Raw genomic sequence first — 21410 nt, forward strand, 5'->3', positions numbered from 1 at the left:
CTACGAGCCTGGCAAAAACGAGACCGCGTGGCGAGCGAGGGCGAGGCCTTCGCCCATCACGACCTCGCCGCCCCAGCGCTCGAGCCACAGCACGTCCCGGGCTCCGGCGCGATAGACGTAGGTGCCGACCCGCGAGCCCTGGGGCCGACCGTGGCTGCCGACCGCGGCGACGCTGGCCTGGCCCCGGCGCGAGAGCGCGTAGACCCGGGCGCTGTCGCGGCGCGGCTGAATGTTGCGGGGCGGCTCGCCAGCGAGGCCATGATCGAGGATCGGCTCGACGGCGAACCAATCTTCGCGCTCGCGCGAGCCGATCAGCCAGCGCTTGCGCGCGCCGTCGGCCATGATCGCGACGACGGTGGTCGTGCCGCCCTCGCGCAAGCGCAAGATTCCTTCGACAACGAAGTCACCCTCGACGAGCTTGTCGCTGGCCTCGATCAGGATCACGTCACCGACCCGCAGCCCGTCAATGTCGAGATCTTCTGCGCCTCGCGGGGCGTTGCCCCCGGCGGCTGCGATCCCGGCCCCGCTCTCGAGCGAGGCCTGGAGCCGTTCGGCGACCCGGGCTCGTACTTTTTTCACGGATGCATTGTCCGATGGTGCGCCGCTGGCGGCCGCCAGCGCCAGGGGACCGTCACCCTGCTCGAGCGCGCGGGTGTTGTCACCCCAATCACGCAATCGACGAGCCGCGAGCACGCCGACCCAAAACGCTCCGGCGATGGTCATGGCGGCGAGCAGGCTTGGAACGGCGAACATGTCGGTATTTGCGCGGTGGATGTGAGCGGACAGACAGTGGGAAGGCGCCTGCACACTGCTCAGCCTCATCAGCATACACCCGACTCGGGCCCGGTCGACCGATCCGCGCCACTGCACCGGGGCGCCCGCCTTGACGGCCTTGCCAGTGCGTAGATACAAGCCCATCGGCGTCGCGCTGGCCGCGACGCCAGCGAGCACATGCATGCAACCGACCGCTTGGGAACCTGAAGGAGTCGAGGCCCTCCTCGATTCGAAGGGGACGCTGGCCGACCCCGCCGCGGTCCGCGGGCTCGATCTGCGTGACTATTATAAAAAGTTGGTCGCGGCGCGGGTCCTCGACGTCAAGCTCCGCCGCCTCGAGCTGCCGATGTGGGCGTCGGCCGCCGGCGAAGAGGCGGTCAGCGTGGCGATCGGCGACCTCGTCGAGGACGACGACACGGTGTTCGTCGGCAACCGCGACGCCGCGATCGGTCTGACCCGGGGGATGGCCCTGACCGAGCTGGTCAGCCAGCTGCTCGGGCGGGGCAGCTCCGAGACCCGCGGCCGCGGGCTGCCGGGCTCGATCAGCTCGCAGGCCCACGCGATCGTCGGGGCCAGCGAGGCCCTGGGCATGAGCCTCGGTCTGGCCGTCGGTCACGCCCACGGCCAGGCGCTGTTTGGACGCGGCCGCGCGAGCGTGGTCGTGTTTGGCGAGGGCCTGACGACGACCGGGATGTTCCACGAGAGCGTGGCCGTGGCCCTGGCTCACGACGCGCCGCTGGTGTTCGTGTGCAAGTCGCAGATCTGGCCCGACGGCGCGCCGCCCGAGGCCGGGCTCCTCGGTGACAGCGTGTCCGATCGCGCGCGGGCGGCCGGGCTGTGGACCCGCCGCTGTGACGGCGCCGACGCCCTCGGTGTGCGCCGAGCGATCGGCGCGGCCCTACACCGAGCCAAAGATGGCGCCGGCCCGGGCCTCGTCGAGGTCGTGGTCACGCCCCTGGCCCAAGACCCCCCGGCCGAGCGCGATCCCGTCGAGCGCCTGCGTCGCTTGCTCGACGCCCGCGGCGAGTGGACCCAGCCCTTTCAAGATGTGACCGAGGCCGAGATCCACGGCTTGATCGATCGGGCGGTGCAAGAGGCCGTAGATGCCGGGCAAGACGAGGTGAGCTCGTGAGCGCGCTCCAGCCTCTCTCCCGCCTCGTGGCCGCGCTCTTGCGCGAGGACGAGCGCCGCTGCCTGCTCGGCGAGGACGTCCGCAGCGGCGGCATGCTCGGGCTCTCGCGCGTCGCGGCTCAGGATGAGCAGCTGCGCGCGCGCGTCCTGGGCTCGCCGCTGACGGCCAGCGCCCACGTCGCCCACGCTGGCGGGCTCGCGCTGGCGGGCCTGCGCCCGATCGTGCTGTTGCCGTCTTCAACGGCGCTGCTCGAGGCGCTCGCGGCCCTGCGCGAGCTCGGCCGCCTGCGCTGGCGCAGCGGTGAGCAGCGCGCGGTCCCGGCCCTCTTTGTCGCCCCCAACGGCCCCGGCTTCGGCGTCGGCGGTGAGGCCGCCGAGTCCGTCGAGGCGACCCTGGCGGCGGTCCCCGGCGTCGAGCTGTGGTGCGCCGGGCGAGCCGAAGATCTGTGCGCCTACCTCCGCAGCGCCGCCGACTTCTCCGGCGCCGAAGCTCGGCCCGCGCAGGTCGGCCCGCGGGTGCTGTTGCTCCCGCGCAGCGTGGTCGTCCGGGATCTGCTCGTCGACGTCGATCTCGACCAGGCGCTGCCTCGCTCGGTGACCGCGCTCGTGCGCGAGGGCGATCGGGCCACGGTGTTCGCCTGGGGCGAGGCGCTCGCGCCCGCGCTCGCGGCCGCCCAGGCCTGCGCCGCTCTCGACCCAGCCATCGAGGTCAAGGTCGTCGATCTCGGCCGCCTCGCGCCCCTCGACGAGGAGCTGCTCGTCGAGCACGCCAGCGCGACCGGGAAGATCGTCATCGCGCACGCGGGCCCCCGCCGCGGCGGACTCGGTGCCGAGCTCGCCGCGCTGTTCGCCGATCGCTGCATCCTCCACCTCGACGCGCCGATCGTCCGCGTCACCGGGGAGCTCGAGCCCGCGCTGGTCGCGGGTCACGAGGAGCTGCGCGCCAGCCCCAGCGCGTCGGCGATCGCTGCGGCGATCAACCACGTCGTCCATTACTGAGCCCCTGAGAGCCCCCGAGTCCCGCATGAGTGTGATTGAGTTCAAGCTCCCCGAGATCGGCGAAGGTGTCATTGAAGGTGAGATCGTCCAGTGGCTGATCGCCCCTGGTCGTTCCTTCGCCGCCAATGATGCGCTCGTCGAGGTCATGACCGACAAGGCCACGATCGAGATCCCCGCCCCCTTTGACGGCAGCATGCAGGAGCATCGCGCGGCCGAAGGTGACGTGTGCGCCGTCGGATCGGTCATCGCAATCCTCGGTGAGGGCGGCGCTGCGGCCCCGAGCCCGGGGCCAGCGGCGTCCCAGCCCAGCGCCCAGCCCGGACCCGCGGTCGCGGCCAGCCCGGCCCCGGGCCGGACGGACGCGGCGATCCTCGCGACCCCGGCCGCCCGGGCGCTCGCGCGCGAGCACGACATCGACCTCGCCCGGCTGCCCGTCGACGAGCGCGGGCGCATCACCAAGCGCGATGTCGTCGAGGCCCGCGAGCACGGCATCCCGACGCCAGCCCCGAGCCCTGCGGTCGCCGCGGCGGCTCCGCCCGCGCCCGCGCCCGCGCCCGCGCCCGTCAAGACTTCTGCGCCTGCGCCCGCGCCCGCGCCCGCCCGGCGGGCCCCGGCCGTCGATGGCGAGGACGAGATCATCCCCTTTCGCGGGATGCGGCGGCGGATCGCCGAGGGCCTGGTCCGCTCGTACACGACCGCGGTCCACTACACCTACGTCGAGCAGATCGACGTCACCCGGCTCGTCGAGCTGCGGACCCAAGCCAAGGTCGCGGCCAAGGAGCAGGGCGTCTCGCTCAGCTATCTGCCCTTCATCATCAAGGCCGTCTGCCACGCGCTCAAGCGCTACCCGATCGTCAACGCCGAGCTCGACGAGCAAAACGCCCGGATCGTGGTCAAGAAGCGCTACAACGTCGGCGTGGCCGCGGCCACGCCCCAGGGCCTGATGGTCCCGGTCATCCACGACGCCGACCGCCTCAGCCTCCTCGACATCGCCCGCGAGGTGAAGCGCCTCGGCGAGGGCGCCAAAAACGGCAAGCTGAGCCGTGACGAGCTGACCGGCTCGACCTTCTCGATCACCAGCCTCGGGACGATCGGCGGGGTCCTCGCCACGCCGATCCTCAACTACCCCGAGGTCGGCATCCTCGGTGTCCACGCGATCCGCAAGGTCCCGGTCGTCACCGACGACGACCAGATCGCAATCGGCCACATCATGAACCTGTCGGTGTCATTCGACCACCGCATCGTCGATGGCTTCGAGGGCGCCAGCTTCCTCCAGGAGGTCCGGCGCTACCTCGAAGATCCGACCTTGCTGCTGCTCGCCGGGATCTGAGATTCAAGATGGCAACAATCAAAAAGAAGGCCCTCATCATCGGCGCCGGCACCGGCGGCTACCCTTGCGCCATTCGCCTCGGGCAGCTCGGCGTCGACGCCATGCTCGTGGAGAAAGACCAGCCCGGCGGGGTCTGCCTCAACTGGGGCTGCATCCCGAGCAAAGCGCTGATCTCGGCGACCAAGCTGGCCCACAAGGCGGCCCACGCCGAGCACATGGGCCTGAGCTTCGGCCCGCCCACGGCCGACATGACCAAGATGCAGGTCTGGAAGTCGGGCATCGTCAAGAAGCTGACCGGCGGCGTCAAGCAATTGGTCAAGGGCTCGGGCACCCAATACGTGACCGCGACCGCCGAGATCCTCGGGCCCGGCCGCGTCAAGCTGGTCTACCCGGCCGTCGACGGCAAGCCGGCCAAGCCCGACGACATCGTCGAGTGTGAGCACCTCGTGATCGCAACGGGCTCGGTCCCGATCGAGATCCCCGGCTTCGCGATCGACCAGGTCAAGGTTCGCGACAGCACCGGCGCGCTCGAGCTCGACTTCGTGCCCGAGCACATGGTCTGCATCGGCGGCGGGATCATCGGCCTCGAGCTCGGCCAGACCTTCCAGCGCCTCGGGACCAAGCTGACGGTGCTCGAGGGCCTCGACCGCATCCTCGGCGTCTGTGACAAGGATCTGGCCCAGGTCGTCGCCCGCCAGATCAAAAAGGACGGCGGCGAGATCGTGACCAAGGCCATGGCCCGGGGCCTGAGCGAGCGCGACGGCAAGCAGTGGGTCCGGGCCGAGGTCGGCGGCGAGACCAAGGAGTACCCCGCCGACGTCGTGCTCGTGGCGGTCGGGCGGCGCCCGGTGACCAAGGGCTTCGGCCTCGACAAGCTCGGCGTCAAGCTGTCCGAGCGCGGCGGCTTCATCGAGGTCGACGCCCGTCAGCAGACCAACGTCGCGCGGGTCTACGCGGTCGGCGACGTCTGTGGTCAGCCGATGCTCGCGCACAAGGCATCCCACGAGGGCGAGGTCGTGGCCGAGGTCATCGCGGGCAAGAAGACCGTCAATGACGCGCGGACGATCCCGAATGTGGTCTTCACCGAGCCCGAGATCGCCTCGGCGGGGCTCGGTGAGCAGGAGGCCAAGCAAGCCGGTCACGCGATCGAGGTCGGCAAGTTTCCCTTCTCGGTTAGCGGTCGGGCCATGGCGATCGACGAGACCACGGGCTTCGTGAAGGTCGTCATCGCCAAGTCGGACAATCGGGTGCTCGGCGTTCACGTGGTTGGCCCCGAGGCCAGTGACCTGATCAGCGAGGCGGCGCTGGCGATCGAGATGGGCGCCTTCGCGGAGGACATTGCGCTGACGGTTCACCCTCACCCGACCCTGGGCGAAGCGGTGATGGAGGCGGCCAAGCACGCGCTCGGCGAGGCCATCCACATCGGAAACCGCCGACGCTGACCGGGTCTCGCTGAAGATCCGGCCGAATGTCGCGCGCGGCGCCGCTCTCGCGGGCCGCGTTTTTTTGTGCTCGATCTTCGGCGACGCACCACTGTTTGATTGTTCAGTATTTGAACATCGAAGATCTAAGAACATTCCAATGACCCTACCTCGGTGTTCCATGTCGCGGCCCGAGGCGGCGTGGATCCAGCTAAGACCAAAATCGGTGTAAGCGGCCGAATTCGTGATCACACGCGGCAATTCTACGACCTTACAATAGCCCGATCGCAACGTCTCATAGGGGGTCCTTCCCAATCACAAACTCGCCGGTCACCCTATGACCGGGAATGACAGCCCGGGCGGCCCAATCGGCCCTTAGGATCGACCGCACACCTTCTATGCAAAAAAAGCGTCTTGAAGCCCTGTCTTTTCGAGATCATTCGTGCATAAATGCCGTCATGGCCAATCTCTCCAGCGCCTTTCAGGATGCTCTCGCTGACCAGGCCAAAGCCGCTCTGGTCGACATCGTTGCAAAGAACCCCCGGACTTCGGTCAAGGATCTGAAACAACTCGTCAGTGACAACCCCTCACTTGGTGGGATCACGCTGGCTGAGCTGCTTGGAACCAGCGGCGGTCGTGGCCGCGGTCGTCCCAAGGGCTCCTCTTCCTCGGCCGCGGCGCCGCGCAAGGCGGCCAAGGGCCCCGCTCGCAAGGGCAGCGCGCACAAGCGCAACGTTCGCACGGAGCCCGGCCGCGAGGCGTTTGACAAAGAGGTTATCGAGGCGCTTTCTGCGCTCGGTGGTGAGACCGTCGCCGCGACCCAGTTGCGCGAATCCCTCAACGCGGATCCGACTCAGCTTCGCACTTCGCTCAATCGTCTGATCGAGCGCGGGCTCGTGACCTTCACTGGCAAGGCTCGCGGCACCCGCTACTCGATGGCCTGAGCCTCACCAATCATCACGTCAGACCTCAGGAGGCTCCGCCTTCTGGGGTTTTGGCGATCTCTGGGTCGTAGACCCATGGACTGCGCGGTCCGACTTCGTGCGCTCGCAGGACGCGCAGAGTCGACAAGAAGCGCTCCCGCGGCCACTCGACGGCGCCAAAACGCTCGAGGTGCTCGGTATAGACCTGGCAGTCGATCAACTCGAAGCCCCATCGCTCGAGCTGGCGGACGAGGTGTACGAAAGCGATCTTGGACGCGTCTGGAGCCAGCGCGAACATTGATTCGCCACAAAACACGGCTCCGACCGCGACGCCATAGAGACCACCGACGAGGCGCTCGCCCTGCCAGGCCTCGACACAGTGTGCGTGACCCCGGGCGAAGAGCTGTTCATAGGCCGCGATCATGTCCTGGGTAATCCAGGTCCCGTCCTGGTCGGCCCGGGGGACCTCGGCGCAGCGGCGTATGACCTGATCGAAGCTCGTGTCGAAGCTCAGCCGATAGGGCTGACGACGAATGCTCTTACGCAAGCTGCGATTGACCCGGAGCCGGCGGGGCTCGAGCACGAAGCGCGGGTCCGGCGAGTGCCACAGGATCGGGAGGCCCTCGCCATACCAGGGGAAGATGCCGCGGCGGTAGGCGTCGAGCAGTCGCTCGGGTCGGAGGTCGCCGCCGACGGCCACGAGCCCGCGCGCGTCGGCGTCTTCGGGATCGGGCAGGGCTTGGTCACCACGGATCAGACGAATCGGCACGGTCTTTAGCCTGGCGAGATGGGGGTCGGAGCGGGGGTGGGGAGCAAGGCGAGCAGCCTGGACTTGGGCCAGCGAGCGCGGGCGCGGGCGGCGAGCGAGAGGGCGGGGACCTCGACGGCGAACAGCGGCGCGAACGCGAGGCCCGATACGGGATAGGCGAACACGATCGCCATGATCGCCGCGACGCCAATATGAAAGCACCACATCCCGATCGTCCATGCCCAGGCCAGGCGCCGACCCAAGAGCGCGATCGGGGCGCCGAGCTCGAGGACCATGCTCATCCACGCCAGCGGCACGAACACGGCCGGATAGGCGCACAGCGCCGCCCCGAGCGGCGAGTGGGTCGCCCCGAGCTCGACCTTGCGCAGGTTGTCCCAGGCCACGTGGTTGAGCAGCGCGCCGCCGTCGAGCCACGCGCCGCCCGCGTTGCGGAGCTTGGCGACCCCGGCGAGCACGTAGGCGATCGTGGTGATCGTCGCCATCAGCTTGGGCCCCCAGCCGTAGCGAGGATCGAGGGCGCTCGTCGCTGGGGCGCCGCCGCGGCGGGCGTCGAGCGACCACGCGTCACTGGCCGGGAGCAGCGCCAGGATCAGCGTGTGCATGACCAGGAGGTTGTCGGTGTGGAACACCATGCCCCACGAATTGCGGTAGCTGGCCACCCACAGCAGCGCGAGGGCATGGACCGGGGCGACGAGGCGGAAGCGCCAGCCGAGCAAGGCCGCGACCCCGGACACGACCGCGAGCAGCCACAGCGCGACCCCGACGCCCACGCCGAGGGGCGCGTCGAGCAAGCTGACGACCCCGACCGGCGCGAAGCGGTCGGGCTCGAAGCGCAGCGCGCCGAGCAGCATGGGCGAGAAGCCGATCAGCCAGATGAGCCCGTAGCCAAGGATCAGCACGCGCAGGACCGCCAGGCGCAGGGCCGGCGCCGGCTCGAACCACCAGCGGTCGAGGCGGCCCCAGATCGAAGGTGAGGGCCCGGCCTCGGTCATGAGCGGTCCTTTGCGACTGGGACCCGGCAGCGCGCCTTTCGTCGGACCGCGAGGGGCGTCGCGCCGTCGGGATCGACCTCGGGGTCCAAGAAATAAGTGCGCGGATCGAAGCGCCGCCGCTGAACCTCCAATCGCACGATGTGGCCGAGCTCGCCGTCGGCCGCGACGCGCTCGGCCACCCGCGCGCACAGCAGCTTCGCGCGCCGGGCCCGAACCGCGCGCCGGATCGTCTGGGCCGCCTGCATGACCTCGATGTTGGCGACCAGGTTGGGGCGAATCTCGTGCTCCTCCCCCTCGGCGTCAAAGCCGACGATCACGTCCAACCATGGCTTGTCGCGCACGGTCGAGAACATCGGATAGTTCGACAGCGGGAAGGAGTCGCGGGGGGGCTCGCGCAGCGCCGGCCAGACCGCCGCGGCGACGAACAGCGCGCTCACGAGCAGCGCGGGCGCCCTTCGCAGCGGCGCGCTCATGGATCGCCCGGCGCCTTGTCCGGCAGCTCGTCGTAGATCCACGACCCGCCGTGGCCGAGCGCGGCCCAGCTGTGCTGGGTGTAGTCGATGCGGATCTCCGGCGCGCTCATCGACTCGGAGAAGCCGCCGAGGACCGTGCGATGGGGCGCGCAGGCGAAGCAGTTGTCCTCGCTCCATTGCTGGCGGAGCAGGAATTCGATGACCGCGCGCATCTGGGCGCGCTCGGCCTCGAGGTCCTCGCCGCGCGCGTGCTTGATCGCCATCGCCGCGGCGAGGCCCTCGCCGAACCCGGCGGCCGGGGTGTTGACCGGGGTCAAGATGTTGCCCATCGAGTAGCCGCCGATGAACTCATTGGCCACGGCGCTGCGCTCGTCGAGCACGAGCCGGGCTTTGTAGCTCATGTAGTCGACGCAGTATTGCTCGTAGGCCTCGTTGCGGTGATGCCCGAGCGAGGCCCGGGCCGCGAGGCAGTGCCAGTTCTCCTCGAGCCAAAAGAAGTCGCGGACGAAGGTGTCCCAGTAGGGCCCGGTGTAGAAGGCCATCGCGCGCTCGACGGCCTCGTGGATCAAGTCGGCGCTGGGCAGCTCGGCGGCGGCCGCGGCCTCGGGATCGTCGAGCGCGAGCTTCTCGGCCAGGGACAGCGCGAAGATCGCCTGGCCGCCCGCGTACATCGGCTCGGGCCCGTCGATCGGCGCGCCGCCGACGAGGTCGAACTGCGGGTAAAAGCTCCCGTCGTCGCGCTGCATGGCCAGCAAGAAGCGGGTCAGCCCGGCGAGGAGCTCGTCGTGGCGCTCACCGACGTGCTCGCGGCACGCAGCGAAGGCGATCGCCGGGAGCGCGGTCGAGCCGAGCTCGGCCGTCTCGCCGCGGCTGCGCCTGACCAGCGCGACGACGTCGCCGGAGGTCTTGGCGTGCTTGGCCATGAACCCGAGCGAGCGCGAGGCCACGCGCCGGGTCCGCTTGGGCTCGCCGCCGAGCTCGCACATGACCAGGGTCGTCCCGGCCTGACGCGGGAGGTTCCAGCTCTTGGTCTGCTGGGCGCCGGTGAAGGGGTCGAGGGTGTAGCGGAACCGACCGTTGCGGAGCTGGGCCTTGGCGATGTGGGCGTCGGCCAGCTCGCGGGCGTGGTCGAGGCGCTCCTTGCTGACCCGGACCTCGCGGGTGTGCATTCGGACCAGCGGCAGGAACACCCCGTCGTCGGTGACGAAGTAGCTCAGCGTCTCGATCCGCGTGAGGCCGTCGAGCAGCAGCCACGACGCGGCGTCGGCCGGTCGCGGGGTCGCGCGGCTGTCTTCGCGCAGCTTGTCGAGCCGCTTGGGGTCGCGCTGCTCGCGATCCCAGGCCAGGACCTCGGCCGGGACCTCGAACCCGAGGGCCGCGCGGAGCTCGACCGCCGAGATGCCAAAGCGAAAGTCGGGGATCCACGGCAGCGGCTCGTTGACGATGAATTGATCGAGGGCCACGAGCTGCCACGGCATCAGGCAGTGCTCCTCGTCGCACACGCCGTCGAGGCCCGGGCGCAGGGCCAGCATGTCGAGCAGGGGGGCGCGCGAGCGCAGCGGCGCGAGGCCGCGGATCAGATCGATCTTGACCGGGCCCTGGACCGACTCGGCTGCGATCTGGCGAGCGATCGCCACGCTGATCTGCTCGGGGGCCGCGCGGACGCAGCGGGACACGGCCTCGACCGGGGCGAGCTTGGACCGCTGAGCGGGCTCTCGCTCGCCCTCGATCAGGCGCAGGTAGGTGACGACCGCGACCGACTCGCTGGCCCCGGGCTGGGGCACGCAGGCGATCGGCGCGGCCGTGTACAGCGAGGGCACCCGCAGCTTGGTGTGGCGGTAGCCGCCCTCGACCTTGCGCAGCGGCCCGTCGACTGGGATCGGCGGGAGCACGCCCCAGTGGTCGATCTCGGCCGCGAGGGCGTCGTGGAGCTGGTTTTCGACCAAACCGTTGACGGCTCTGTCGTCTCGCCCGGCGAGCTCCTCGCTCGTGCCCGGCAGCGGCACGCGCTCGGCGACCGCGTCGTTGGCCTGGTGGAGGGCCCCGAGGGTCCAGATCGTCAAGAGCAGGGGCGTGGCCCCGAACAAGCCGGCGTTGAAGCTGCGCCGCCAGGTCGCGGCCAGACCCCAGCACGACAGCGGCAAGGTCAGGAGCGCGACCAGGCCGATCACGGCCAGGAGCGCGGCGCCGAGGCCCTCACCGAGGCTGCCGTAGAGGCCCGCGAGGTAGCTCGCCGCGCTCGTCAGCTCCCACGCCAGCCACCCGAGCACGATCAACGCGAACACCGAGCTCACCCGCCAGACCGGGGTCAGCAGCCGCAGCCGGAGCGCGGCCGAGACCGCCGTGAGCCCGTGGCCGAACGCGAGCAGGTAGCAGACGATTGCGAAGCCGGACCACTCCGACCACGGCAGCTGCATGCCGGCCCACGCGAAGATCAGCGCGTGGACGCTGGCGACGAGGGCCAGCGACCAGCGGGGCATCGAGCCGCCTGGGCGGGCGGGGGCGGGCCGCGTGTCCGCTTGGGTCTCGGCTTGGCCGGTCGACATCGCGCGGGAGGATACCGCACCCGCTCGGATCCACTGGAGAGCTGCGGCCGGTCCTGCTAGCGTCACCGGGTGAGCGAGGACGGCGCGACGACGCAGGCTGACGCGAGCCCCGAGCCCGCGGTTCGGGCCAGCTACCTCCGGGCCTTGCTCTCGGCCTGCGACGAGTTCGGTCCGCCCGCGATGGAGATCCGCGAGCGCCTCGGCGACACCCACCAGACCAGCATCGAGTGCGCGGGCCCGCTGGTGTGGCTGCCGATCGAGGCCGACCTCGCCCTCCAGCGCGCGCTCGACACGGTCCTCGGCTCGGCCCGGACCCGCGAGTTCGTGCTCGCCAACCTGCGCGAGTTCATGGCCGCGTCGATCCTCCAAAACGTGGTCCAGACCGCGGTCGGCCTGTTCGGCCTCGACCCGGGCTCGTTCGCGCGTCTGGTCCCGCCCGCGTGGGGCCTGCTCTACCGCGACTGCGGGCAGTGGAGCGTGAGCCGAAGCCTCGACCCCGACCGCGCGCGCGCCCGCGAGTGGCGCGAGGTCGAGATGCGCCTGGCCAAGCTCCCGCCCGCGTGCGCGAGCGACGACGCCTGGTTGACGGCCGTGGCCACGGTCATGCACGCGCTGCTCATCTTGTGCGGGCGGGCCGACCACGAGGGCGAGGTCGAGCTGCTCGAGCGGGTGCTCGACACGCCCGCGCAGGTCGTGTTTCGGTTCGCGTGGAAGAGAAAGTAACCTGTAGAAGATGTGCAGGATCTTCGGGTTTCGCTCGGTGATGCAAAGCCAGGTGCATCGCAGCCTCGTCAGCGCTGACAACGCGCTGATGCAGCAAAGCGAGAACAACCCCGACGGCTGGGGCGTGGCCTACTACATCGGCGGGGCCCCGCACGTGGTCAAGAGCGTGGCCACGGCCGTATCCGACGAGATGTTCCGCCGCGTGTCGGGGGTCGTGACCTCCGAGACCGTGCTCGCCCACGTCCGCAAGGCGACCCAGGGCCAGCTGACGGTGTTCGACACCCACCCGTTTCAGTACGGCAGCTGGGTCATGGTCCACAACGGCAACATCGCCAACTTCGGCGAGATCCGCGAGCAGGTCCTCGACCGCGTGCCGCCGGTCCTGCGTCGCTTCATCCTCGGCCACACCGACAGCGAGGCGCTGTTTTACCTGATGCTGGGCAAGATGGCCGAGCGCTGCGACCTCGAGCGCCGCGGCTACCCCCTCGACGATCTCGCCGAGGCCGCGCGCGCGGCGATCGACATCGTCCGCGAGCTCGCGGGGGAGCTGTGTGAAGACGACGGCGGCGATCCGATCACGAGCAATTTTTTGACCTTCGTGATCACCAATGGCCAGACCATGCTCGCCCATCAAGGTGGCAAGCTCTTGCACTGCTCAACTCATAAAAAGCACTGCCCCGAGCGCGACAGCTGCCCCTATTGGGCCGAGGAGTGCGAGCGCAAGGTCGAGGGCGGCTTCGTCAGCCACCTGGTGTTCTCGAGCGAGCCGCTGCAAGGTGACAATGTCTGGGAGCCAATGGAGATCGGCGAGATGATCGGGGTCGACTGGCGCATGCAGATGCAGCGATTCGGGCGACGGCAATCCTCGCCGGTGGCGCCTCGTCACGACGAGCTCGAGCACGAGCTCGAGGGCGTCGGCCAAGACGTCTGATCCGCGGCCGAGCGCGCGCTCACCAGTCGGGCAGCGGGCCCTGGCCAGCCCGCAGGACCTCGATGTCGCCGTTGTCATCGAAGCGCAGGACCGTCGAGGGCTCGGGCCAGATGTGCCCGCCATCGATGATCAGGGCGACGTCGTGGCCGTGGTGGTGCTCGAGCTCCTCGGGATCCTCGAGCTCCGGCGGCTCCTCGCCCGGGGTGACCGAGCCGGTCAACAGCGGCTCACCGAGCAGGTCGACCAGCATCGCGCAGACCTTGTGATCCGGGAGGCGCATGCCGACCTCGTGGGCCCGGTTCTTCATCGCCCGCGGCACGTCGGAGGTCGCCCGCAAGACCATCGTGTAGGGCCCCGGCAGCAGCCGCCGGACCACGCGGAAGGCCTGGTTGCTCATGGCCCCGTAGCGGCCCATGTCGTTGAGGCTCTCGACCAGCATGGTCAGGGGCTTGCTGTGCTTGGAGTGGATGTTCTTGAGCTTGCGCAGCGTCGTGATCCCGCGCGCGCTCGACAGCGCGCAGCCGAAGGCGTAGCCCGTGTCGGTTGGGTAGATGATGACCTCGCCCCGGCGCAGGGCGTCGACGGCCGGCATCAGCTTGCGCGGGTCCGGGCGGTCCGGGTCGATGCGCAGGCGGGCGAAGTGGTGCTGACGTGCGGCGGACATGACGGCCTAGCTCGTTGGGGCCGGGAGGGTAGCCGCAGATCCGCGCCTTGGCTACGACTTGGCTGCGACGCGGCGGCGTCGGGTCCACAGCCAGGCGAGCAGGTCGAGGACCAAGGCGGTGGCCAGGACCAGGGCATAGGGGTCGTAGGGCGTGCGCAGCCGCGGCGTGCCAAAGAACACCGCGGCCGTGATCAGCAGCGACAAGAGCTGCAGCGCGCACACGCCCAGACCCGCGGGCCGGGGGTCCGCAGGCGGGCTCGGCGAGGGGGGCGAGCCCGGGCGCGGCGAGGCCCGGGCCCACGCCACCAACGCCAGGATCATCCCGAGCAGGCTCAGCGGGGCGAGCGAGGCGGCGAGATCGCGGCCGCGCAGGGCGAGCGGCAGCAACTCGGGCGCGCCGCGGTCGGAGCTCTCGGGCCACGGCCGCGCGATGATCCACAGCAGGGCGACGTTGCTGACGCTGTAGCGGAGCTGACCGCCGACGCCGGTCGCCGCGTAGCAGCGCCGACGGACCTCGCGGTGGACCCCTCGATCTCCGATGTAGCCGACCACGTCGATGCTCTCGCCGCCGAGGGCCGGGCGCAGCGCCAGCGGGTGATCGGGCCCCTCGCGGCCGAGGGCGCGAAAGCCCGGCAAGCTGATCCGGCGGTCGGCGCGGGGGCTGCCGGTCTGCTCGGCCGAGGCGCGCGCCGCCTCGCTCGGGTACGCCCGGGTCACGATGTTGTGGCAGCGGCCCGCGGTCAGGTTCATGCTCGCGTTCTCCGCCACGCCGCCGAACTCGCCGGTGTAGACCCGGACCCGGATCATCGAGATCGCCAGGGCCACGGCCAGGGGCAGCGCGAACAGCAGCGCCGCGCGGGTGTCGACCCGCCGCGACCAGGTTCCGCGGGACCCGCCGGGCGCGTCGCGGTGACGACGATCGAGCAGCCAGGCCGCGCCGAGCAGGGCGAAGAACACCGCCGACTGCGGACGGAGGACGAAGGCGACCGCGCCCGACACTCCCGCCGAGGTCGCGCCGCGACCGTCCTGGATGAGCCGGACGGCACCCAGGGTCGTCGCGAGCAGCATGCAGGTATAGGGAGTCTCGCTGACGAAGAACCCCGTGTGCGAGACCAGGGGCACCCACACGAGCAGCGCGAGGCCGACCGCGATCGCCGGCCAGTGTGGCTGGCCGCCGGGCAGCACGCGCGCGGCGAGGCGGTAGCCGAGCACGACCGTCGCCGCGGACAGCCCCGCCCACATCAAGCCCGCGAGCTCGAGCGCCGACTGGCCCGGCCCCAGGAGCACGATCGGGATCGCCAGCAGCGCGTGGGTGCCCCAGGCTTGCCAGGCCATCTCGCGCGCGCCTGCGTGGACCTCGAGGGCCGCGACCAGCCGCGCGCGATAGACGTAGTGGGCCATGTCGCTAAACACGTGGTCTCGCGGGGGATGAACCCACACGACCCACACGAGTCGGCTGACCACCGCGGCCGCGATCAGCGACCACAGCACCCAGGCTTCGGTCCGGGAGGGTCCGGGGCGCGGGCCCCCGGCGGCCTGCGAATCTGGCGCGCCCACGAGCGGCCATGATATGCTGCGCGGCGTTCCTCGGAGACTGTTCTACATGCGCGAGCCCAAGAATTTCCCCAGCGTGGTGCGGACTGTAGGCCTAGGTTTGCCGATCCTGGCGGTCCTGACCGTGGCCAGCAGCTGCAGCCGCGACGCCCTCGCGCCCGACTGCTTCGAGATCGATCCGGACACGGGCATCTGTTTGGTCCCCGATCCCGGCGGCACCGCGGTCGGCGTCGACTGCGAGATGTTCCCCGACGGGGCCGTCGGCGCGACCTACAGCTTCATCCCGCCGGTCGGCGGCGGCAGCGGCAACTACAGCAACTGGATGGCGACCAACCTGCCGCCCGGGCTGAGCATCGACCCGAACACCGGCGAGATCATGGGCGTCCCCGAGCCGCCCGGGAACATGGAGTACCAGGACATCACGATCACGGTGTTCGACGAGGGCAAGGGCCAGTCCTTCGACGCCAGCTGCGGGCCGCTGCTGATCAACGAGCCGCTCAACTCCAACGCCGTCCTGACCGAGCCGATGCACTGCATCCCCCACACCTCCTCGCGCGACGAGATGATCGCGCTGCTCGGCGGCGGCGACGGTACGCAGATCACCTGCAGCGCGGTTAACTCGGGGGATCTGCCCTGCCCGCTCGGTGACGGCAACGGCCGCCTGCCGCCCGGGATCACCTTCAACGACTCGAGCTGCACCCACTCGGGCAACATCACGGGCGAGCGTCGCGGGACCTGGGTGTGGATGGTCGAGATCGAGCAGAGCGGCTTCAAGACCCGCGTGCCCTTTTGCGCGAGCAACGACGTCGACACCTTCCACGACATCACCGTGACCGCCAACGCGGTCGAGGAGTCCGACCTCAAGCCCGGGCTGCTCGAGTTCGATCCCAACGCGCCGCTCTTGTTCGGTGACGGCAGCTACGTGTGGGACATCGAAGACCCGGCCTGCAACGACGACCCCGCGCTCTGCAACAGCTACGGGTTCCGCTACGACGTGACCTGCTCGCCCTTCGATCCGCCCTTCGCGCTCAACGCCGAAAGCAGCGACACGGGCATGACCCACGGGATGACCGCGATGGGCCCGACCCCGAGCGCGGGCTTCGCGACCCGGCCCTTCGTGGCCTCGTTCGAGATGCTCTACTGCACCTCGGACAATGGCGCCGACTGCGACGTCGGCAGCGCGAACTTCGATCAGAACGCGCAGACCAAATACCACTTCGACGTGGTCGGCTACCCCGTCGCCGGCAACCCCTGAGATCTCTCGGACCCTGGCCCTCGGATCCCGTTAGACTGCCTCGGTGAGCAACCCGCGGAGCACGGCAGCCAGCGTGCGCGAGCAGAAGCTCGCGCGGGTGATCGACCGCGAGGTCGCCCCGATCTGGCACGATCGCTTCGCGCGCTTGCTGATGCGCGAGCTCCCGAGCGAGCCCGAGACCTTCGCGCTCGACATCCACAGCGGCCCCGGCCACACGACCGCCGAGCTGCTCCAGCGCCTCGACGAGAGCTCGCGGATCGTCGCCCTCGGCCGCGACCCGTGGCTGATGCAAGTGTCGAAGACCCGCGTGCGGCCCGAGTGGAAGCGCCGCGTGTACTTCAAGTCCGGTGACATCGACGACGTCACCGGGATGAACGACGACACCTACGATCTCGCCGTCGCCAACCTCGTGCTCGGCGAGCAGGTCGTCGAGTGGCAGCCGGCCCTCGCCGAGCTCGTGCGCGTGACCAAGCCCGGCGGTCAGGTCATGACGACCCTGCCGCTGTACGGGACCTGGCAAGAGGTCGAAGATCTGTTCGAGGAGATGCTCCGCGACGAGGGCATGCGCCGCGAGGTCGCGACCTTGCAAAAGCTCCGTCGCCGCCGACCCAAGCCCTCGCAGCTGGTCACCGGGCTCGAGGCCCTCGGCTTCAGCGAGCGCGACTTCGTCGTCGAGCACGAGCGCTTCGAGCTCTTGTTCCGCAGCGGCCGCGAGTTCTTGTTTTCGCCGGTCATCGAGCACGGTCCGCTGCGCCTGTGGAAGGCGATCATCGGCCGGGCCGAGAAGCCCCAGGCGCTGTTTTGGCGGTTCAAGGAGGCGATCGACACCTACTACGCGGGCCACGTCCTCGCCGTGACCGTGGTCGCCGGGCTCGTGCGCCTGCGGGTGCCCGATCAGAGCGGGGCCAGCTTCGCCGCCGGATACTGGAGCCGCTACCCGAGCCTCGCCAAGCTCTGGGGCGTCGGCGGGGACGAGGCCCTCGATGGCTCGGACGATGATCTCGAGTTCGACCTCGACCTCGACATCGATCTCGACGAGTCCGACGCGGCCCCCAGCGCTCCCGGGCCCGACGACTCGGCCAGCGCGCTCGACACCCTCGAGCCTGGCTCGGGCTTCGCCGACGGCGGGCGGGGCTTCGCCGACATGGAGGTCAGCGGCGCCAACGAGCTGCCCGCGGTCGAGGACGTCGCCCTCGACGGCGGCGACGACCCTTTCGCTGGCCTCCTCGAAGAGCTCGACGCCGAGGCCGCGGCCGAGGCCGAGCTCGCGGCCGAGGACGCCGAGGTCGAGGCCACGATCCAGCCGCGCAAGCACGCCGCCTCCGGTCGCGCGGCGACCCTCGGGACCATGGAGCACCCGCCCGTGCCGCTGGACGCCGGGCAGAGCCAGGCGCCCGTGCGCAAGCCGGGCGAGAGCGGCGTGTCGCGCAGGCCTTCGGGGTCGCGCCAGCCGGGCGAGAGCGGCGTGTCGCGCAGGCCTCCGGGGCTGTCGCGCCAGCCGGGCGAGAGCGGCGTGTCGCCCAGGCCTCCGGGCCTCGCGCCCAAGCCCGGCGAGAGCGGGACCGGGCCGATCGCGAGCAAGTCGGGGACTCATCGTCGGGGGGGCTCTTTGGCCAGCAGGTTGCCAGGTCGCAAGTCGGGCGAGAGCGGGGCCTCACCGCTGCCGGGCAAGCTCCCGCCTCCGCCGAGCGCCGACGCGCCCAAGCTCCCGCCGCCCAAGCCCCTCGGCGGCGGCAGCCTGGCGAGCAAGCTCCCGCGGCGGGCCGGCTCGTCGGGCGTCGCCCCGATCCCGCCGATCCCCGGCGCGCAGTCCGAGGTCGTGCCCCCGCCGGGCAAGACGCGACCCAAAGCGAGCGGGACCAAGTCCTTGCTCGCGCGCCTGCCCAAGCGCGAGGGCAGCGGGGCCGGCAAGGGGCCCGTCGCGCCGCCCTCGACCGGGTCCGGGGGAGCCGGGACTGGCCCTGCGCCGCGGGTCACCAAGCCCGGTGAGGCCGACCCCTTCGCCGCGATGCTCGACGACGAGGAGCTCGAGGAGATCGACGACATCGACGACATCGAGGAGCTCCCCGGTGACTCGTTGATCCACGGCGAGTTCGATGACGACGAAGACATCGCCGACGCCTTCGACAGGATCTCGCCGGATCCCGCCGCCAGCCAGTCGGGCGTGCTGCCGCCGCCGCCGCCACCGCCCAGGAAGAAGAAGTAGCAGCGTGCTCGCGGTGCGGGGGGCCAGGTGCTTGGCGTGCTCGGTGGTCGTGGTCTTGTTGGCCTCGGCGGGCGCGTGCAGGCGGGAGCCGGCGGCGTCTGACGAGCGCGCACAGGCCAAGCCCGGGCCCGAGCGGGCGACGGCGAGCGAGGCCGCTTCGCTCGTCCGCAAGGACGGCACGATCTTCGCCGAGACCGAGCTGATGGGCACCCACGTGTCGATCAACCTGTGGGTCGGCACCAAGGGCGACGCGCTCGCGGCCAGCGAGGCGATCACCGACGCGATGACCGAGATGGCGCGGATCGAGGCGATCGCGTCGGAGTGGCGAGAGACCAGCGATCTGAGCCGCGTGAACCGCCAGGACGGGGGCCAAGGCGTGCCCGTGGAGGTCCCCCCGGAGCTCGTCGAGATCCTCGGGCGGGCGGCCGCGATCTCGGCCGACACCGAGGGCCTGTTCGACGTCAGCTTTTACTCTGTCGGCCAGCTGTGGCGCTTCGAGGCCGGCAGCAAGCCGCCTCCGGCCGAGGCGATCGCCGCGCAGCTGCCCAGCGTCGACTGGCGCGCGGTCGAGCTCGACGCGGGGGCCGGGACCGTCGCCCTGGCCAAGCCGGGCATGAAGATCGGCCTCGGCGCGATCGCCAAGGGCTACGCGGTCGACCGGGCCTCGGCGCTGCTCCACGAGCGCGGCTTCGCCAACCACATCGTCGAGGCCGGCGGCGACACCCAGGTCAGCGGCAAGAAGGGCGCCGAGTCGTGGCGGGTCGGCGTCCAGGATCCCGACGAGACCGTCGGCCGGGTCGGCCACATCGTCGCCCGCGACGAGGCCGTCGTGACCTCGGGCAACTACGCGCGCTACTTCGAGTGGGACGGCGTCCACTACACCCACATCCTCGATCCTCGGACCGGCTGGCCGATCCCCGTCGATCGCAGCCCCAAGAGCGTGACCCTGATCGCCCAAACCGCGACCGACGCCGACGCCTACTGCACCGCCGTCAGCGTGATGACCCCCGAGCAGGGCCTGGCCTTCGTCGAGGCCCGCGCGCAGCTCGAGGCCGTGATCATCGGGCCCGACGGCCAGCTCCACGTGTCCTCGGGCCTCGGCGAGCGCTTCGTTCGCGAAGACGGCTGAGCGCCGACGGACACAGCCCGGCTCCTGTCCGGGAGGGCCGGGCTGCTAGCAGGGCGGGCTGCTAGACATTGAACCTGAAGTGCATGACGTCGCCGTCTTCGACGACGTACTCCTTGCCCTCGATGCGGAGCTTGCCCGCGGCCTTGGCCGCGGCCTCGGACCCAAGCTCGATCAGCGTCCGCCAGCCGATGACCTCGGCCTTGATGAAGCCCCGCTCGAAGTCCGTGTGGATCACGGCCGCGGCCTGCGGGGCCTTGGTCCCGCGCTTGATCGTCCACGCGCGGCACTCTTTTTCGCCGGCCGTGAAGTAGGTGATCAGATCCAGCAGCGCGTAGGCGGTGCGGATCAGGCGGTCGAGGCCGGGCTCGTCGAGGCCGGCCTCGGCGATGAACTCGGCCCGGTCTTCGGGCTCGAGCGCGGCGATCTCGGCCTCGAGGTTGGCCGAGATCACGACGACCTCGGCGCCACTCTCGCTGACGCGCTCGACGAGGCGCGCGACGATCGGGTCGTCGAGCCCGGCGGCGAGCTGATCCTCGCCGACGTTGGCCACGTAGAACACGGGCTTGGACGTGAGCAGGTCGAGCTCGCGCATGATCGCGGCCTCGTCGGTGCTGAGCTCGAGCGCGCGGGCGGGCTTGCCCTCGTTGAGCTCATCGATCGCCCGGGTGCACAGCTCGAGCGCGAGCTTCTCGGTCTTGTCGCCGCTCTTGGCCTGCTTGCGCGCCCGCTCGAGCCGCTTTTCGAGCGACTGGATGTCGCGGAGGATCAGCTCGGTGTCGATCGTCTCGAGGTCGTCGGTCGGGCTGACCTTGTTGGCGACGTGCTGAATGTTGTCGTCTTCGAAGCAGCGGACGACGTGGGCGATCGCGTCGACGCTGCGGATGTGGGCCAGGAACTGGTTGCCGAGGCCCTCGCCCTTGCTCGCGCCCGCGACGAGGCCGGCGATGTCGACGAACTCGATCGTCGTCGGGACGATGCTCTTGGGCACGATGACCTTCACGAGCGCGTCGAGCCGAGGGTCGGGGACCGGGACGATGCCGTGGTTGGGCTCGATCGTGCAGAACGCGTAGTTCGCCGCCTCGGCGCCGGCGTCGGACAGGGCGTTGAAGAGCGTGGATTTGCCCACGTTGGGGAGGCCGACGATGCCTACGGACAGGGCCATGAGGCGGGGCGTAGCATGCAGGCGGGCGCTTGGACAGGACCCGCGGTCGAGGGGAGCTCGGAGCTCGGCTCAGGGCTCGCGGGCGTCTCGCCAGTGGCCGGCGAGCTGGTCGAGGGCGCGGGACCAGGTCATCGACTCGGCGCGGGAGCGGGCGGCGCGGGCCATGGCCTGGCGACGCGCGCGGTCCTGGAGCAGCGGGGTGATCGCGGCGACGAAGGCCGCGGGGTCGCCTGGCGTCGCGAGCTCGCCGGTCTCGCCGGGGACGACGAGGGCGTCGCTGCCGGTCGCCTTGGCGCAGACCGTCGGCAGGCCCGAGGCCATGGCCTCGAGGGTCACGTTGCCGAAGGTCTCGGTCGTGCTCGGGTAGAGGAACAGGTCGGCGCTGGCGTAGGCGCGGGCGAGGGCGGGGCGGGGGAGCTGACCGAGGA

General features: G+C 70.5%; 19 protein-coding genes. 10 read left to right on the top strand and 9 right to left on the bottom strand.

The window, feature by feature from the left end:
• Complete coding sequence (locus ENSA5_RS33520) at window positions 1-753, bottom strand: DUF4178 domain-containing protein (RefSeq protein WP_181198428.1); 753 nt, start codon at window positions 751-753, stop codon at window positions 1-3.
• A 202-nt stretch (window positions 754-955) separates the two neighbouring features.
• On the opposite strand from ENSA5_RS33520, the gene ENSA5_RS33525 reads away from it, so the two are divergent.
• The 5 genes from ENSA5_RS33525 to ENSA5_RS33545 all read left to right on the top strand — a co-directional run bounded on the left by ENSA5_RS33525 (window position 956) and on the right by ENSA5_RS33545 (window position 6599).
• Window positions 956-1906, top strand: a complete 951-nt coding sequence (locus ENSA5_RS33525) for a thiamine pyrophosphate-dependent enzyme (RefSeq protein ID WP_106395799.1) — start codon at window positions 956-958, stop codon at window positions 1904-1906.
• Window positions 1903-2904 carry a transketolase C-terminal domain-containing protein gene (locus tag ENSA5_RS36655; protein ID WP_181198429.1) on the top strand — a complete coding sequence of 334 codons (1002 nt, stop codon included), beginning with the start codon at window positions 1903-1905 and terminating at the stop codon, window positions 2902-2904. The genes ENSA5_RS33525 and ENSA5_RS36655 overlap by 4 nt, the downstream gene beginning before the upstream one ends.
• Before the next feature lie 25 nt (window positions 2905-2929).
• Entirely contained in the window at window positions 2930-4234 is a 1305-nt protein-coding gene (locus ENSA5_RS33535; RefSeq protein WP_106395800.1) for a dihydrolipoamide acetyltransferase family protein, read from the top strand.
• Window positions 4235-4242: 8 nt separating this feature from the next.
• Window positions 4243-5676 carry a dihydrolipoyl dehydrogenase gene (gene lpdA, locus ENSA5_RS33540; RefSeq protein WP_106395801.1) on the top strand — a complete coding sequence of 478 codons (1434 nt, stop codon included), beginning with the start codon at window positions 4243-4245 and terminating at the stop codon, window positions 5674-5676.
• A gap of 437 nt (window positions 5677-6113) precedes the next feature.
• Window positions 6114-6599: a helix-turn-helix domain-containing protein gene (locus ENSA5_RS33545; protein WP_106395802.1), complete on the top strand. Its 486-nt coding sequence runs from the start codon at window positions 6114-6116 to the stop codon at window positions 6597-6599.
• 25 nt (window positions 6600-6624) lie between these two features.
• Here ENSA5_RS33545 and aat read toward each other — a convergent pair whose 3' ends face one another.
• The 4 genes from aat to ENSA5_RS33565 are packed head-to-tail and all read right to left on the bottom strand — an operon-like array spanning window position 6625 to window position 11358.
• A complete protein-coding gene (gene aat, locus ENSA5_RS33550; protein ID WP_181198430.1) occupies window positions 6625-7347 on the bottom strand; it encodes a leucyl/phenylalanyl-tRNA--protein transferase in 723 nt (240 codons plus the stop codon).
• Window positions 7348-7352: 5 nt separating this feature from the next.
• On the bottom strand, window positions 7353-8339 hold the full coding sequence (locus tag ENSA5_RS33555) for an HTTM domain-containing protein (protein ID WP_106395804.1): 987 nt from the start codon (window positions 8337-8339) through the stop codon (window positions 7353-7355).
• A complete protein-coding gene (locus ENSA5_RS33560; protein ID WP_106395805.1) occupies window positions 8336-8812 on the bottom strand; it encodes a hypothetical protein in 477 nt (158 codons plus the stop codon). Before ENSA5_RS33560 ends, ENSA5_RS33555 begins: the two co-directional genes overlap by 4 nt.
• Window positions 8809-11358: a prenyltransferase/squalene oxidase repeat-containing protein gene (locus tag ENSA5_RS33565; RefSeq protein ID WP_106395806.1), complete on the bottom strand. Its 2550-nt coding sequence runs from the start codon at window positions 11356-11358 to the stop codon at window positions 8809-8811. Before ENSA5_RS33565 ends, ENSA5_RS33560 begins: the two co-directional genes overlap by 4 nt.
• 69 nt (window positions 11359-11427) lie before the next feature.
• Between ENSA5_RS33565 and ENSA5_RS33570 the strand changes: the two genes are divergently transcribed.
• Window positions 11428-12081: a hypothetical protein gene (locus ENSA5_RS33570; protein ID WP_106395807.1), complete on the top strand. Its 654-nt coding sequence runs from the start codon at window positions 11428-11430 to the stop codon at window positions 12079-12081.
• Window positions 12082-12091: 10 nt separating this feature from the next.
• Window positions 12092-13012 carry a class II glutamine amidotransferase gene (locus ENSA5_RS33575; RefSeq protein WP_106395808.1) on the top strand — a complete coding sequence of 307 codons (921 nt, stop codon included), beginning with the start codon at window positions 12092-12094 and terminating at the stop codon, window positions 13010-13012.
• Between the two features lie 19 nt (window positions 13013-13031).
• On the opposite strand, the gene ENSA5_RS33580 is transcribed toward ENSA5_RS33575, so the two are convergent.
• Both ENSA5_RS33580 and ENSA5_RS33585 read right to left on the bottom strand, forming a co-directional pair.
• Window positions 13032-13676: an L-threonylcarbamoyladenylate synthase gene (locus ENSA5_RS33580; protein ID WP_106395809.1), complete on the bottom strand. Its 645-nt coding sequence runs from the start codon at window positions 13674-13676 to the stop codon at window positions 13032-13034.
• 51 nt (window positions 13677-13727) lie between these two features.
• Entirely contained in the window at window positions 13728-15233 is a 1506-nt protein-coding gene (locus ENSA5_RS33585; protein WP_146156392.1) for a hypothetical protein, read from the bottom strand.
• 46 nt (window positions 15234-15279) lie between these two features.
• Here ENSA5_RS33585 and ENSA5_RS33590 point away from each other — a divergent pair, with 46 nt between their 5' ends.
• From ENSA5_RS33590 to ENSA5_RS33600, 3 genes are read left to right on the top strand one after another with little or no spacing between them, the layout of a single operon-like run.
• Window positions 15280-16485 carry an Ig domain-containing protein gene (locus ENSA5_RS33590; protein ID WP_146156393.1) on the top strand — a complete coding sequence of 402 codons (1206 nt, stop codon included), beginning with the start codon at window positions 15280-15282 and terminating at the stop codon, window positions 16483-16485.
• Window positions 16486-16528: 43 nt separating this feature from the next.
• The gene (locus tag ENSA5_RS33595) at window positions 16529-18691 is read left to right on the top strand and encodes a class I SAM-dependent methyltransferase (protein WP_146156394.1); all 2163 of its coding nucleotides are present in this window, start codon (window positions 16529-16531) and stop codon (window positions 18689-18691) included.
• Between the two features lie 31 nt (window positions 18692-18722).
• On the top strand, window positions 18723-19820 hold the full coding sequence (locus tag ENSA5_RS33600) for an FAD:protein FMN transferase (RefSeq protein WP_181198431.1): 1098 nt from the start codon (window positions 18723-18725) through the stop codon (window positions 19818-19820).
• Between the two features lie 61 nt (window positions 19821-19881).
• Here ENSA5_RS33600 and ychF read toward each other — a convergent pair whose 3' ends face one another.
• Window positions 19882-20982 carry a redox-regulated ATPase YchF gene (gene ychF, locus ENSA5_RS33605; protein ID WP_106395814.1) on the bottom strand — a complete coding sequence of 367 codons (1101 nt, stop codon included), beginning with the start codon at window positions 20980-20982 and terminating at the stop codon, window positions 19882-19884.
• 69 nt (window positions 20983-21051) lie between these two features.
• Window positions 21052-21410 (bottom strand): glycosyltransferase (locus ENSA5_RS33610; RefSeq protein ID WP_146156395.1); only part of this gene is annotated, 359 nt, incomplete at its 5' end.

The organism is Enhygromyxa salina (genome assembly GCF_002994615.1).
Classification (GTDB): Bacteria; Myxococcota_A; Polyangia; order Nannocystales; family Nannocystaceae; genus Plesiocystis; species Plesiocystis salina_A.

Coding starts and splice junctions, on each gene's coding strand:
- ENSA5_RS33520 (WP_181198428.1), bottom strand. CDS start 753: ATGTTCGCCGTTCCAAGCCTGCTCGCCGCCATGACCATCGCCGGAGCG.
- ENSA5_RS33525 (WP_106395799.1), top strand. CDS start 956: ATGCAACCGACCGCTTGGGAACCTGAAGGAGTCGAGGCCCTCCTCGAT.
- ENSA5_RS33535 (WP_106395800.1), top strand. CDS start 2,930: ATGAGTGTGATTGAGTTCAAGCTCCCCGAGATCGGCGAAGGTGTCATT.
- lpdA (WP_106395801.1), top strand. CDS start 4,243: ATGGCAACAATCAAAAAGAAGGCCCTCATCATCGGCGCCGGCACCGGC.
- ENSA5_RS33545 (WP_106395802.1), top strand. CDS start 6,114: ATGGCCAATCTCTCCAGCGCCTTTCAGGATGCTCTCGCTGACCAGGCC.
- ENSA5_RS33555 (WP_106395804.1), bottom strand. CDS start 8,339: ATGACCGAGGCCGGGCCCTCACCTTCGATCTGGGGCCGCCTCGACCGC.
- ENSA5_RS33560 (WP_106395805.1), bottom strand. CDS start 8,812: ATGAGCGCGCCGCTGCGAAGGGCGCCCGCGCTGCTCGTGAGCGCGCTG.
- ENSA5_RS33565 (WP_106395806.1), bottom strand. CDS start 11,358: ATGTCGACCGGCCAAGCCGAGACCCAAGCGGACACGCGGCCCGCCCCC.
- ENSA5_RS33575 (WP_106395808.1), top strand. CDS start 12,092: ATGTGCAGGATCTTCGGGTTTCGCTCGGTGATGCAAAGCCAGGTGCAT.
- ENSA5_RS33580 (WP_106395809.1), bottom strand. CDS start 13,676: ATGTCCGCCGCACGTCAGCACCACTTCGCCCGCCTGCGCATCGACCCG.
- ENSA5_RS33590 (WP_146156393.1), top strand. CDS start 15,280: ATGCGCGAGCCCAAGAATTTCCCCAGCGTGGTGCGGACTGTAGGCCTA.
- ychF (WP_106395814.1), bottom strand. CDS start 20,982: ATGGCCCTGTCCGTAGGCATCGTCGGCCTCCCCAACGTGGGCAAATCC.